Consider the following 14,313-nt stretch of genomic DNA (forward strand, 5'->3'; position numbering starts at 1 on the left):
GTTTGGTTAGGATAGAGGGACATGGAATGGTTAACATTGTACGGTTGAAGGGGGCGCTCGCATATGCAAAATACAGATATCCAGAATGGTGACATGCTGGACAGCGAACACTCCAGGGAATTGTTTGCCTATTACGGATTGGCAGTGTACTACGGGCAGGCGCTTGAACAGCAGCTGGTCAATCTGATTTTATTAATGAAAATGTCTCAGGGCAAAGCCGTGTCTGAAGAGGATCTGGAAGATCTGTACGAACGAAAGATGAGCAGTTCACTGGGGCAGCTCATTCACGAAGTGCGCCATCATTTTACATTCTCTGAGGAAGAGACTCGCCAGTTGAATGAATTATGGCAACAACGTAACCGTATTGTACATCATTATTTCAAGGAACGAATTCACGAGACATTCAGTCCGGAAGGACGTTCACGCATGATTAAGGAATTGGAGGATTTCAAAGACCGTGCACAGGAGTTGGAGATCCGACTTCAGCAATATACGGGTGCCTGGATCGCAGAGCTTGGTCTGGATGCCGAATCCGCAGCAGCTCTGCAAACGCTGGAGCGGATGCATACCGAGAGTATGCAAGCAAGGGCTTTGGAAGAGGATGAATGACAAGCAAACGGATAACGAAACGCTGGATATTAATGACGGCTCTGGCTATAGTATTAGTTGGAATCCTGTGGACTGTAGTTACGGCAGTACGTATATCAGCCTATACGAATGAGGACTCATCCAGGGTATCGGATGCAGCGATCATTCTGGGCGCAGCCGTGGCGGGGGATGACCCTTCACCTGTATTTCGCGAACGTATTGAACACGCGATTGAATTATACCGTCAGGGTACCGTTCGTAATCTGCTTTTTACAGGCGGGTCAGGTGATGATGGAGAACATACGGAGGCTGAAGTTGGTCAGAAGTATGCCATTGAACATGGAGTAGATCCAGCGGACATTCGTGTAGAGATCAAATCCAGAATCACCGAGGAGAATCTGATCAATTCAATTCCAATAGGAGAACAGGCCGGATATCAAACCTATACGATTGTGAGTGATCCGTTACATATGAAACGGGCCATGAAGCTGGCTACCGGACTGGGTATGGATGCCGTACCATCTCCGACACGAACTACGGCGTATCGAACCTGGCGCAGCAAGTTTCCTTTTCTCGCAAGAGAGACCGTGATGTACATGGGATATACGATCAAAGGATGGATAGACAATCCGCAGCAGCCATGAGGTTGCACGCGGATTTTTTTTTGTCTGGCCGAAATCGAAATAAACAGTATCGGAACCTGAATCCCGATGAAAATACAAAAAACCGATTTACACCGCAAACCCTGAGGTAGCTGTGTAGATCGGTTTTTGTGTTGCCGTCGAGTACATCATTTTGATTGGTTACTTAAAGAGCTTTCTGTTTTACTCTGTTATGCATTGCCTCCGGCAAAGGAGGTTGAGATTGGAATGATCTCGCCCGACGGATTCTCGCTAGTTGCACCCGCTGCTTGCGCACCTTGCTGAAGCTGATACATCTTAAAATAGCGGCCTTTAAGCTCCATCAGTTCATCATGTGCACCTTGCTCAACGATACGCCCGCGATGCAGAACCAGAATCTGATCTGCTGAACGAATGGTGGAGAGACGGTGAGCAATGATGAAGGTGGTACGTCCTTTTTTGAGGACTTCGAGTGCGTTCTGAATCAATGCTTCCGTTTCCGTATCAATATTGGCTGTCGCTTCATCCAAAATGAGGATGGCAGGATCAAACGCCAGTGCACGAGCAAAGGAGATCAATTGACGCTGTCCAGCGGATAATGTGCTTCCTTTTTCGATGACAGGTTCGTCAAAGCCTTGAGGCAAATGAGCCAGTATACGTTCAGCGCCTACATCACGCAGCGCCTGTTCAATTCGTTCACGGGAGATCTTCTCATCGCCGAGACTGACGTTGGAAGCAATGGTGCCTGTGAAGAGATACGGGTCCTGCAATACAATCCCCATATGCTCGCGAATCCACTGTTTAGGCAGATCTTTGACGTTCTGACCGTCAATCGTGATCTTGCCTTTTTGCGGGTCATAGAACCGGAACAGCAGGTTGATAATTGAGCTTTTACCTGAACCGGTGTGACCGACCAGAGCGACGGTCTGACCTTGGGATGCTTTAAACGAGATATTGTTAAGCACATAATCCTTTTTATAGGCAAAGGATACATCGTCGAAGACAACATTCCCCTTGTATCTTGGCATGGAGCCATCCGTTACAGCTTCTCCCTTTTCATCCATCAGCTCAAAGACGCGACCAGCAGATACGAGGGAGGAGTCCAGGTTGGCGAGCTGATTCACCATGCCCGTAATTGGCTGGAACAAGCGCCCCAGAACATCAACGAAGGCATATAGAACACCCAGTGAGATAATACTTGTGCCATCCAGCACACTGGAACCGAAGTACCACAGGACCACCGCAAAGGCGATATTCCGTAATACGTTAACCAGGTTGTGTGAGGTGAAGGCATTCAGGTTCAGCATTTTGTTCTGGTGTTTCATATAGTCATCATTCAGATCTTCGAATTCCTGTTTGGTTTGTTTCTGATGGCGGAATACGCGGATAATGGACATCCCCTGAATGGACTCGTTAATGATTGCATTGATCTCACTCAGTCGTGATCGAATGATCGTGTTGTAACGAGTGGCGAATTTGCGATAGAGCACAATCCATGTAATGAGCATCGGCACAACGAATAATGAGATTAGACCCAGGCGAACATCAAGCAGGAAGAGTGCGACATACACACCTGTAATCGTGATGATTCCTGAGAAAAAGTTCGAAAGAACGGCAACGAACAGATCCTTGACGGCTTCTGTGTCGTTCGTGACCCGAGATACAACTTTACCTGCGGGCAGGTTATCAAAAAAGTGCACCGGCAGTCGCTGAATATGGGCATACACATCGTTACGCAGTCTTTGAATGACCTTGTTGGCCGAGGACTGCAGCCAGAATGTTTTACCAAACTCCATAATGACCGAGATCACGAGGAAGATCATGTAATACACAATTAATTGATAGATGCTGGGCATCTCCGGTTTGTAAAAAGCAAACAGTTCACCAGCGGACAGCGGTGTTGCCGCATATTGGCCTGTCACTTCACCTGCGCGTGTAACCGTGAGGGTTCCATCCGTATATGTGCGGTCCCCGTCAGGTGCGCTTACCGGTTCGTTTACAAAATAAAAACTTCTGCCGGCTTGTAAAACCCGCACTTCCGAACCTTTGTTTTCATCCGGTTCGAACAAACCTTCGCGTTTGTAGTTCTTACCGTTGTATACTGCGGCTTCATCTGAAGCTGTTGTCTCATAGAAAGGCTGCTCAATCGCGAGCAAGTGATTGTCGATCATGGATTTGGCGATGAACGGCCCGGCAAGCTCGGCCGCAACACCAATGGTAAGCATAATTAATGCAGCGATAAATGTTCCTTTGGCTTTCAAGGCGTAATCAAGCAGCCTTTTGCCTGTATTAGACTTCAATGAATTGACCTCCTACGTGGACAGATTGGACTCGACCTGTTGCCGTTCATACTGTTCACGGTACCAGCCGTTCATGGCTAACAGTTCCTGGTGAGTGCCTTCTTCCGTAATTTTCCCGTGCTCCAGTACGATGATTCGGTCAGCATGTTCAATAGCAGACAGGCGATGAGTCGAGATCAGCGTGGTTTTGCCCGAGCGTTTGTTGCGTATATTTTCAATGATTTTGGCTTCAGTACGTGCATCGACAGCAGATAAGGCATCATCCAGGATCAGAATATCAGGATTAGCAATAAAGGCACGCGCCAGCGATACCCGCTGTTTCTGTCCACCGGACAGAGAGATTCCTTTTTCACCAACGAGTGTATCCAGTCCATCGGACAAGGTTCCCAGATCACCGTCAAAAGCGGCGGTACGAATGGCTTCCATGATAACTTCATCACTGGCCCCAGGTTTACCAAATTGAATGTTCTGACGAACTGATTTGGAGAACAAAACTTGTTCCTGTGGTACGTACCCAATCCAGCTGTGCAAGTCATCTTTGGCGATATCCTGAATTGGATGACCCGAGATGCTTAATGTGCCCGAACCGGCAGGGTATTCATGAAGCAGTTGTTTGAGCAAAGTAGACTTACCGCTACCCGTACGACCCACAACACCTAATGTTTGACCCCGTCGCAACGAAAAGCTGATGTGACTGAGATTGTCCACAGTGGAACTTGGGTAACGGAATGTAACATCCTGCATCGCAATTTCTGCTGGATTCGTAACGTGAGCAGGTTGATCAACATCTTGTACGGCAGGTTCTACCGATAAAGTCTCGTTGACCCGATCAAGCGAAGCGCTACCACGTTGCATCAGGTTAATTAATTCGCCGATGGCAAACATGGGCCAGATCATCATCCCCAGGTACATATTGAACGATACGAGATCTCCCAGGGTAATTTCATTATGAAATACAAGATATATGCCGTAGGCAAGTGCAATCACATAACTGAGTCCAACGAAGAGGCGGATGGTAGGTTCAAATAGGGCATCCATTCTGGCAACAGCCAAATTTTTGCGATACACATCTTCGGTCACATCGGCGAACCGTTTCTCGTCCAGACGTTCCTGCACATAGGCACGCACGACGCGAATACCGGCGATGGATTCCAGTACCTGGTCGTTCATATCTCCGAATGCATCCTGTGCCAGGGTGTAACGTTGATGTACAGCTTTACCATAGATCATCATGGCAATGGCGATAAAAGGTAATGGCAGAATTGCCGCCAGGGTCAGTTTCCAACTAACCAGGAACCCCATGGCGAACAATACGGTGGCCAGAAAGGCTGTAGAGTCTGTTAAAGTCAGCATGCCGAAGCCTGCTGTAGTAGCAATGGAACGAAGATCATTGGTGGCCCGAGCCATCAGATCTCCTGTTCGGTTTTTCTCAAAAAAGGGAGGAGTCATCCGTAACAAGTGGTCCATAAAGCGTGAACGAAGCAGCCGCTCAACCAGGTTGGCACCACCAAACAGTTTGTGCATCCAAACGTATGTAACCAGATAGATAATGATGACCGTTCCCAGAATAAGCAAAATATAACGGGTAAGTGAGGTGCCGGTAATGGAACCGCGCACAATCTCGTCGATGGCATTGCCAAGAAGACGGGGAGGCAGCAGTTCAGCAATGCCCACCAGAATAAGCAAAATGACACCGGTTAGGTATCGTTTGCGTTCCAGCCGGAAGAACCAGGCCAGGTTTTTAAGTACAGAGAACAAGTGTTATCCCTTCCTTTCGATGTCCGAGAAATGCAAATTCCGTTCATGTATGCCGAAATGTACCCACAAAAAAAGACATACCGCACGCAGGCGGTATGTCTTCATATAATCATACGGCAGCATGGCTCAGAGAACAGAGCCGTCACCATATATAAGTTCGATTGTGAGTATACATCACAGAGGTTCTAATGAAAGAACGCCTTGTCATGCCGACTTATGAACGGAATAATGATTTCGGGTGTGCTCCGGTATTTAGTTGTGTGCTGAATTGACCAATCATATGTTTGTTAAACACCGTAATCACCCTTTCTTTTTTTGGAAATAAATACAATGTAGACCTCGTATGTTTGCATCTTAACACCAGCTTTTACAATCTGTCAAACATTTTTCACAACTTAATTTGTCTTTATATGCTCTCTCGGGTTTGTATTCAAGTCCCTGTCGAGATATGATGGAACATATATATACAGAAGGAGCTGACACCAAATGAGTACCATACATGTATCCGATCAAGCTGCTCGCTGGTACAAGGAAGAACTGAATTTGAACGAGGGGGACAGCATCCGTTTTTTTGCCCGTTATAGCTCTGGCGGAGGTCTTCATCCTGGATTTTCGTTAGGTATTGCTGTGGAGAAACCAAGACATCCTGCGGATCAAACCGAAGTGTCGGGAATTCAGTTCTTTATGGAAGATCACGATTATTGGTATCTGAAAGGGCACCAACTGCATGTGGATATCGTTGATGAAGGTCAGGATATCGAATACCGTTATACGGAAGTCTAGGGCGATTTTGAGACATACCCTAATCCTTGAAGTATTCTGCTAAGTAATAGATGGATTACAGGTCGCCACCGGCTTCCGAGTAGGAGGAGGGGATAAGCAGTGAATCTGCCAGCACGAGATTTGGCCCAGTATATCGCAAAACGCTCTCATATTGTTGTAAAGGCGGCTGTGCGGGCTGAGAACGAACAAGGTGAATTACTGCTGATTCAGCATGCTGAACACGGTCACTGGCGGTTGCCAGCAGGTGAGATGCGCCCGGGTGAGGCCATTGAAGATGCTGCACATCGGGAGTTATGGGAAGAGACAGGTTGGACTGCTGATACCATGACACTGGAAGGTCTCTATTCGGGGCCTGAACTTCGGTATCTGCATTCAAGCGGAGATGAAGAGTATTATGTCATTGCTCTGTTCCGGACAGTGATCATTCAGGATGACCTTGTAGAGTCGCGTGTAAATAGTGATGCAGGTCTGAAGTTTTTTGCGCTGGAGTCGTTACCACCTCTTAATCAGATTAGCCGAATCCTGTTAGCGCGGGATATTGCAGAATAAAATAAGTGTTGACCGCAAAAAAAAAATGACCTTGGCATGCACGATAAAGTGGATGCCAAGGTCATTTTTTTAAAAAACCAATTCAGGTGCTCAGAGCATGAACTACACTTGATCCAGTGGTTCATCATCCATCGCAAAATCAAAATCATCAATATCAAATACCTGTACAGGCGATTCAGACTCAATTATGCGTGCAATCAGTTCAACCTGATCGGTGAGAATCGGGATACTCAGGCGCTGAGATGTCAGCAGCAGTTCGGTCTCAATGGGATCGAAATACTCCCCGTACTGTGCCGTATCTATTGCATTGATAATGGCAATGGATACTTGGTCACCAAATAAAATGGAGGGGCTTTTGGCCCATGGAACAAGTAACGCACGCTCTATTTTTTTCTTATTCAGCGGTTCCTCGAAATAAGAAATCATTTCATTGATTTTGGATTTCACATGCTGATCATCTGCCGGGTTATCCATCATGGGATCAGGACTGGTCTGGAATTCATATAGCTCAAGGATGGTGGTATAAGGAACAATATATTCAACAGGCGCGGGCGGCGCTAACAATTGACCGTAAATGGCCACCATCACGGCTTCTGTAATAAACTGACGTGACATGGTTCCTGAATCCTCCTGCGCCATTAATAGTTGCAAAGTGAATCTATATTTCATGCAACAGCATAACCTCAATATGCATTATTCTGCTGTAGACTCGTGTACATGATTTGCATGAATAGAAGTATATCACACAACGGTGGGAAATACAGCCAATCTGCATAGCATGTCAGGTCACAACCTTCACAACTTCAATCAGGATTTGCCCAGTAGCAATGATAAAATTCCCGCCGCAATCAATGGACCCACAGGTACACCCTTGAACAGGGCAACCCCAAGTACCGTTCCGATTAACAGCCCTGCAACGACAGTTGGCTGTGTACCCATCAGCGTAGCGCCACGTCCTCCAAGATATGCCACCAATAATCCTACGCCAATGGCGAGCAGTGACTTCCAGTGCAGGAAAGACTCGCCGATCGTCTGCAGACTCATCTTGCCACTGGCAAGAGGTGCCATCACGCCAATGGTCAGAATGATAATGCCCAGTGTAAGTCCGTATTTTTCAAGCCATGGAAAAGCCTGATTCAGGTTCAGGACTCGTAGCAACAACAGAAATACCATCGCTACGGTCACAGGTGTGTTGCTGCTGATAATCCCGAGAGCCGCAAATACGAGCAACAGCAGGGAAGTCATATCCATTGTTTTCATTTCCCTTCAGTCTGTCCACGTTGTTTGCTAACGATATGTTCCGCAATATAACGTCCATGCCAGCGCCCGGATTCAATAAAGACTTCATTGGCATTACGACCCGAAGCGATGACTCCGCCTACATATACACCAGGTACGCTGCTTTCCATCGTTTGTGCATCAAATAGAGGTTTATCCATATCATCAGACATCTCCACACCTACCGAAGTGAGTAGTTGACGATCCGGGCGGAAGCCGGTCATTGCCAGTACGAAGTCATTATCCAGCTCCCGAGTGGAACCATCCGTGTGTATCAGACGAATCGAATCATCCAGTATTTCATTCACGCGTGATTCCAGGTGCAGTGTGATACGACCTTTTGTCACCATGCTCTCGAATAGCGGACGTACCCATGGTTTAATATGCTGGGACAGACCACTGCCGCGATAAACCATATCGATATGTGCTCCGACCCGAACCAGTTCCATGGCTGCATCCACAGCTGAGTTGCTTCCGCCAATAATGGCGACACGTGTACGGGTATAAGGGTGGGCTTCCCGGAAGTAGTGGGTTACTTTATCTTTATCTTCTCCAGGGATGCCCAGATAGTTAGGATGGTCAAAATAACCGGTAGCTACAACGACATTGCGTCCAACGTGTACGATGGCCTCCCCGCGGCGATTGAGCGTATGTACCTCAAACGTACCATCATCCTTGCGTTTAATTTCACGGGCTTCCTCATAGTTATGAACACGCAGACCAAAATGTTCGGCTACCCTGCGATAATAGGCAAGTGCTTCATAACGAAACGGTTTATCATTAGGTGTGCTGAACGGAACGTTTCCGATCTCAAGCAATGGGGCTGTGCTGAAAAACTGCATATGGGTTGGATACAGATAAATAGATTGAACGATATTGTATTTCTCAACGATCACAGCGGACAGTCCCAGCCGCTCACATTCAATGGCAGCAGACAGACCGCATGGGCCTCCGCCGATAATAATGACATCTTCCATGTTCTTAATCCTCCTTATTTCAAGCAATATAATCCTACCGTAAATAACGAGCCAATGCCAGTTCAAGCGTGTAGTTTAATTAGACAAGCTTACTTGAAACCAAAGGAGTTGACGTGCAGAGAAGAAAAGACTAATATCAAATTAGATGTATATCTAAATGAAAGTGAGACGAACGATGATGCAACTGGAGAAAATTGTGGCTTATCATAAAGCGTTGGCTGACCCGACCCGGCTTCGCATGCTGCTGTTGTTGGCACAGGGTGAACTGCACGGACAGGCACTTGCCGAGCGGCTGAATCTGTCACAGCCAACCGTGACACATCATGCATCCAAGCTGAGAGAGGCGGCGCTGATTAAGGAACGACGGGAGAAAAATACAGTGTATTTCACACTCAATCCTTCCTTTATCCGCGAGAATGCACAGGCTTCGGTTGATTTTATCTTTAACCGAGAGGAGGTTACGGATATGAGTGATGTGAACGAAACATTGAAAGCGTCGGTCATGAGAAATTTTTTCTCCAAAGATGGACGACTGCGTCAGATTCCGGCTCAATACAAGAAAAAACTGATTGTACTTGGTCATCTGGTCGAGCAGCTTGAATTTGGTCGGAAGTATACGGAAAAAGAAATCAATACATTTATAAAGCAATACCATGAAGACTTTGCCACGATTCGGCGGGAATTTATCATGCATCAGTTCATGTATCGGGAAGAGGATATCTATGAATTGAATCCGAAGGAAATGTGGACACGCTGGGATCAGGTCAAATAAAGTGGGCTGGTGGTAAAAATAATTTGGGCTTGACAACTGTAAAGCTCAGTGTGTAACATAATGGATAATTCTACAAGGGAGGCGATTGTTTATGACAAACTTAAATGCAGTATACGTTAATTTGAATATGAACAGCGTCTCCGGAACGGATCAAAGCATGTAATTTTGCGTTAGCTGGATAGCAATATCCATTGTAACGTGAAGTATCACATGCTCAGATGAAGCCACGGGTGACGCACCCGTGGCTTTTTTGTTTGCCGATAAAAGGGTGTTCCTGAATGGTTTATATCGGATGCTTAAGTATTCTGTCCGTTAGATCTGCAAGAAGGGATGATCTTGATTCGGCTAACTACTTATTGCCGCGGGTGTATTTCTACTCGTGGTTTTTTTGTTTTGATCTGAACCGGAGATGATTGTTCACTCGGCTTGAACGAAGTAAACAAACTTATTTTGGGAGGAATTTTTATTTTAGATAACCATATTGAGAAGTACGGCTGGTCTGCAAAGTGGCAGGAACTGTGGCAAGAGACAGGGATGGAAGAGCAGGAGAGAAAACCAGCCAGAATTATCGCAGACCATGGACATCTGCAACGTTTGATTACAGAAGAGGGCGAATGCTGGGGAAGGATTTCGGGTCGACTGCGTCATGATAGTCTGGAGACCAGCTTGGTTCCAGCGGTTGGCGATTGGGTGGCGATTACAGGTCAGGCAGGTGAAGAAGCTATTATTCACAATCTGGTGCCACGTCGGAGCAGGGTATCGAGACAGGCGGCAGGTCCAGTGACCAAGGAACAATTAATCGCCGCAAACGTAGATACACTGTTAATCGTGGCTGCACTTAATCATGATTTCAACCTTAGACGACTCGAAAGATACGTGATGATGGCTTGGAATGGTGGCGTGAGGCCAGTCATTGTCTTGAGCAAAAGTGATCTGTGCAACAATGTGGAAGAACAGATCCGAAGTGTAGAAGGAATTGCTCCAGGCGTTGAAGTGCTTGCGATATCTGCAGTGGAGGGTCAAGGGAAATCCTTACTGGAAAGATATTTGCACCCAGGGTTGACTGTTGCGCTCACAGGATCTTCTGGCAGTGGCAAGTCTACGCTGGTGAACTGGATGATGGGTGAGGATCTGCAGCTTACGCAATCCGTCCGCGAGGGAGACAGCCGTGGGAGACATACGACAACACACCGGGAGATGTTTGTACTTCCACAGGGCGCCGTATTAATCGATACTCCAGGAATGCGCGAGCTTAATCTCTGGGATGAGGGCAATGATGGACTGTCGCATGCGTTTGGAGAAATTGAAGAACTTGCCGCCACGTGCAGATTTCTGGATTGCAGTCATACACGGGAAGCTGGATGTGCAGTGAAAGAGGCCATACAGGACGGTTCATTGGATGAAAAAAGGCTGAATAATTATCTGAAAATGCAGAAGGAATTGCAATATCAGCAGCGCAAGGAAGAAGTGGCATCCAGAAGGCGTACCGCCTCCAGCAAACCGGCCAATAGTCGCAAACCCAAGCACTCCCGTAGTGTGAAAGAGTGGGAGGAAGCATGAAATCAGGCGGGCATCATCCAGTATCTTGCATAAGATAGGTCAGGAGGGATGTCATTATGCCAGATTACAGGATTATTGTAGATCTGTCTGACCACATGTTATATCTTCTGGATGGCAATCAGGTGATTAAAGGTTATCCCGTAGCCACCGGCAAGATGCTCACGCAGACTCCAAACGGGGAGTTCACTATTATTAACAAACAATCTAATCCAGGTGGGCCATTTGGCGTGTTCTGGATGGGACTGTCTGCTCCCCATTATGGGATACACGGAACCAATGAGCCTTGGTCTATTGGCAAATCCGTCTCCCATGGTTGTATACGCATGTACAACTCGGATGTATTGGATCTGTCTTCCAAGGTATCTGTAGGCACGAGAGTAACGATCCGGCCGTAGGGCCGGATTTTACTTTATAAGAGTTAGTTCAGTGGATGAGTTTGGAATTATAGAAAGATGAATATATAATATGGTAAATTTGAGTGATAGCTATGCTGATCAGGCGGGCGCGTGAAGGGGATGCGCAAGGAATAGCCCATGTACATACAGAGAGTTGGAAAACAACGTATCGGGGAATTGTGCCTGACGATTTTTTGGATCATTTGACTATAGAATCAAGATTGTCCCAGTGGGAGAAGACCATTCGTTCTGGCGAAAAGGATCAGATCTTGGTAGTAGCTGAACAGCATGATGGGAACATTGTCGGATTTGCCTGTGGGGGTAGGGAGCGTGAAGGCAAATTAGCTTATGATGGAGAGTTGTACGCCATATATTTGCTGAAGAAAGTACAACAAACGGGGATAGGTCAGCAACTGGCGACACATGTCGTTCATCATCTGCAGACCCACAATATGAAACGTATGATCATATGGGCTTTGGAGCGTAATCCAGCTTGTCGCTTCTATGAAAAGATGGGAGGTACTCCAGTCCAAACACAGTCCATCCGCATTGGTGGTCAAGATCTGATCGAAGTTGGCTACGGATGGGAAGACTTGAGCCTCTTTGGAGAGAAGAACCTGCCCGACTGTTGAAAGACGTCCAGATGGCGACAGAATAGTGTGAAATGTATTGTTTCCCTTAAGCTTAAAGAATGGAATAGCTAATTCAGGTCTGCACGTTTGCGTAATTCTGAACAAGGTTAATGATGTATTACACCGTTGTGCAGGTGCGACATTTTATCTTGATCAGGAGGCGTATTCACATGACTTTAATGGACACTGAACATACAACATGGACGAAACAATATATTAATGGCCAATGGGTAGATGGCTCCGGTGAGAAAACAATGGAGAATATCAATCCTTATACGGGAGAAGTTATTGCCACATGGCGCTCTTCCAATAAAAAAGACATAGATAAGGCTTATGAGTCAGCTCAGAAAAATTCGGTTGAATGGGCGAAGTCATTACCTGCTGCGAAAGAAGAGGTGTTGCGTAAAGTTTCATCCCTGATGACAGAGCGAAAAGAGGAGATCATTCAACTGTTGATCACGGAATCCGGGAGTACCCGAATCAAATCGGAGGCGGAATTTGCAGCGGCTAAACGCATTGTGGACGAAGCAGCATCTTTTCCTTATCGCATGAAGGGTGAGATCATCCCGTCCAATACCCCTGGCAAAGAGAACCGTGTGGTTCGTGAGCCGAAGGGAGTAATTGGTGTTATCGGGCCATGGAACTTCCCTTTGCATCTATGCCTGAGATCTGTAGCTCCAGCGATTGCTCTTGGTAATGGTGTGGTGATTAAACCGGCATCAGACACTCCGATTACGGCAGGTTGGCTCATTGCCGATTTGTTTGAACAGGCTGGTCTGCCTGAGGGCGTGCTGAATGTCGTTGCCGGAAGTGGCAGCGAGATCGGGGATTACTTTGTCGCTCATCCGGTTCCCAAAGTAATTTCATTTACGGGTTCCACAGAAGTTGGACAAGGGATCGGTAAACTGGCGGGTGAACATTTAAAAGAAACAGCACTGGAACTAGGCGGCAACAACGCCATGGTTGTGCTGGAAGATGCGGATATTGAACGTGCTGCCGAAGCGGCGGTCTTTGGCAAGTTTCTGCATCAGGGACAGATCTGCATGGCTCTGAATCGTATCATTGTGCATGCCGATATTTACGACCAATTCGTCGAATCATTTGTTGCCAAAACGAAGAATGTCCAGGCAGGTGATCCAACGGATGCCAACACACTTGTGGGTCCTCTCATTCGGGAAAAAGAGGTAGAACGACTGCTGGAGCTTGTGAACAAAACCAAGGCCGAGGGCGCACGGTTAATGCTCGGGGGGACCAGTAAAGGCAGTGTGCTGTCTCCTACTGTACTTGCCGATGTTAAACCTGAACAGGATATCGTGCAGCAGGAATTGTTTGGCCCAGTAGCAGTGATCATGAAGGCTCATGATGAGCAGGAAGCTGTACGTTTGGCGAATGATACGCCTTATGGACTTAGTGGTTCCGTATTTACCAGAGATCTGAATCGAGGATATCAGGTTGCCCAGCGCATTGAATCTGGTATGGTGCATGTAAATGATCAGTCTGTGAACGATGAAGCGCATGTGATGTTTGGCGGTGAAAAAGCTTCAGGGATTGGACGTTTCGGTGGGGATTGGGCGATTGAGAAGTTTACACGTACTCGTTGGATCAGCATTCAGCACCAATATCGGGAATATCCGGGAGTGAAATAAGTCGAAAAAGGGTGAACTAGCAGGGGCATTTATGAATGATTAGAGTGGGTTACAAAAAGATCGACAATTCATGCGAAAGTCCGTCTCCAGCTTGGTGAGACGGGCTTTTTGCACAATTTTACACCTCGGCAAAATATGGCTTAACATAAGAGTGGAAAAGCTGTTTGGGGCTGACGCTATCTGGTTATTTATGGATACACGGAGGAATCGATCCGTAAATCCAATGGCAAAGGGGCTTTAAATTCATGTCCATTGACCGCTTTATTCTGAGGAAACTGAATACCTGTCAGGAAGAACATACACGTGCCAATTTGGTTCGGCTGTTTGTCATTCGTATTCGTAAAGCCGAGATTGCGGAAGAACATGATGCCGCCTATGTCCTGAGCAAACTGCACTGAGTGATGGCTGATAATAATTGCGATCCGCTGTTAACGTGTATACAACTCAAAAAAGGA

The 14,313-nt window shown here is 46.8% G+C and carries 15 protein-coding genes; 10 read left to right on the forward strand and 5 right to left on the reverse strand.

All coding sequences use genetic code 11. From position 1 onward, the window contains the following. The first annotated feature begins 63 nt into the window (after positions 1-63). On the forward strand, positions 64-609 hold the full coding sequence (locus NST33_RS11450; RefSeq protein ID WP_053061520.1) for a hypothetical protein: 546 nt from the start codon (positions 64-66) through the stop codon (positions 607-609). Beyond that, complete coding sequence (locus tag NST33_RS11455) at positions 606-1,232, forward strand: YdcF family protein (RefSeq protein ID WP_221824103.1); 627 nt, start codon at positions 606-608, stop codon at positions 1,230-1,232. Before NST33_RS11450 ends, NST33_RS11455 begins: the two co-directional genes overlap by 4 nt. 188 nt (positions 1,233-1,420) lie before the next feature. On the opposite strand, the gene NST33_RS11460 is transcribed toward NST33_RS11455, so the two are convergent. Then, positions 1,421-3,508, reverse strand: a complete 2,088-nt coding sequence (locus NST33_RS11460; RefSeq protein ID WP_221824101.1) for an ABC transporter ATP-binding protein — start codon at positions 3,506-3,508, stop codon at positions 1,421-1,423. A gap of 12 nt (positions 3,509-3,520) precedes the next feature. Continuing rightward, entirely contained in the window at positions 3,521-5,266 is a 1,746-nt protein-coding gene (locus NST33_RS11465) for an ABC transporter transmembrane domain-containing protein (RefSeq protein WP_221824099.1), read from the reverse strand. 486 nt (positions 5,267-5,752) lie between these two features. Here NST33_RS11465 and NST33_RS11470 point away from each other — a divergent pair, with 486 nt between their 5' ends. Next, a complete protein-coding gene (locus NST33_RS11470; protein ID WP_036609218.1) occupies positions 5,753-6,049 on the forward strand; it encodes a HesB/YadR/YfhF family protein in 297 nt (98 codons plus the stop codon). 99 nt (positions 6,050-6,148) lie between these two features. After that, positions 6,149-6,598, forward strand: coding sequence for an NUDIX domain-containing protein (locus NST33_RS11475; RefSeq protein WP_221824097.1), 450 nt, complete (start codon positions 6,149-6,151; stop codon positions 6,596-6,598). A 102-nt stretch (positions 6,599-6,700) separates the two neighbouring features. Here the strand turns inward: NST33_RS11475 and NST33_RS11480 are convergent, their stop codons facing one another. The 3 genes from NST33_RS11480 to NST33_RS11490 all read right to left on the reverse strand — a co-directional run bounded on the left by NST33_RS11480 (position 6,701) and on the right by NST33_RS11490 (position 8,853). Continuing rightward, a complete protein-coding gene (locus tag NST33_RS11480) occupies positions 6,701-7,213 on the reverse strand; it encodes a hypothetical protein (protein WP_036609214.1) in 513 nt (170 codons plus the stop codon). A gap of 192 nt (positions 7,214-7,405) precedes the next feature. Then, a complete protein-coding gene (locus NST33_RS11485) occupies positions 7,406-7,849 on the reverse strand; it encodes a DUF441 domain-containing protein (RefSeq protein WP_036609212.1) in 444 nt (147 codons plus the stop codon). Between the two features lie 5 nt (positions 7,850-7,854). Next, on the reverse strand, positions 7,855-8,853 hold the full coding sequence (locus NST33_RS11490) for a YpdA family putative bacillithiol disulfide reductase (protein WP_221824095.1): 999 nt from the start codon (positions 8,851-8,853) through the stop codon (positions 7,855-7,857). 178 nt (positions 8,854-9,031) lie between these two features. Between NST33_RS11490 and NST33_RS11495 the strand changes: the two genes are divergently transcribed. The 6 genes from NST33_RS11495 (at position 9,032) to NST33_RS11520 (ending at position 14,256) form a co-directional block, all read left to right on the forward strand. Then, on the forward strand, positions 9,032-9,625 hold the full coding sequence (locus NST33_RS11495) for a metalloregulator ArsR/SmtB family transcription factor (RefSeq protein WP_221824285.1): 594 nt from the start codon (positions 9,032-9,034) through the stop codon (positions 9,623-9,625). A gap of 426 nt (positions 9,626-10,051) precedes the next feature. Next, positions 10,052-11,185 carry a ribosome small subunit-dependent GTPase A gene (rsgA, locus tag NST33_RS11500; protein ID WP_260632955.1) on the forward strand — a complete coding sequence of 378 codons (1,134 nt, stop codon included), beginning with the start codon at positions 10,052-10,054 and terminating at the stop codon, positions 11,183-11,185. A gap of 56 nt (positions 11,186-11,241) precedes the next feature. Then, positions 11,242-11,580, forward strand: coding sequence for a L,D-transpeptidase (locus NST33_RS11505; RefSeq protein WP_076249779.1), 339 nt, complete (start codon positions 11,242-11,244; stop codon positions 11,578-11,580). A gap of 92 nt (positions 11,581-11,672) precedes the next feature. After that, positions 11,673-12,212 carry a GNAT family N-acetyltransferase gene (locus tag NST33_RS11510; RefSeq protein ID WP_339307925.1) on the forward strand — a complete coding sequence of 180 codons (540 nt, stop codon included), beginning with the start codon at positions 11,673-11,675 and terminating at the stop codon, positions 12,210-12,212. A 170-nt stretch (positions 12,213-12,382) separates the two neighbouring features. Next, a complete protein-coding gene (locus NST33_RS11515) occupies positions 12,383-13,858 on the forward strand; it encodes an aldehyde dehydrogenase family protein (protein WP_221824091.1) in 1,476 nt (491 codons plus the stop codon). Positions 13,859-14,103: 245 nt separating this feature from the next. Then, positions 14,104-14,256 (forward strand): hypothetical protein, encoded by a 153-nt coding sequence (locus NST33_RS11520; RefSeq protein WP_164783094.1) that lies wholly within the window; start codon positions 14,104-14,106, stop codon positions 14,254-14,256. Positions 14,257-14,313: the final 57 nt, after the last annotated feature.

Origin of the sequence: Paenibacillus sp. FSL L8-0435 (assembly GCF_037965655.1) — a bacterium.
GTDB lineage: Bacteria > Bacillota > Bacilli > Paenibacillales > Paenibacillaceae > Paenibacillus.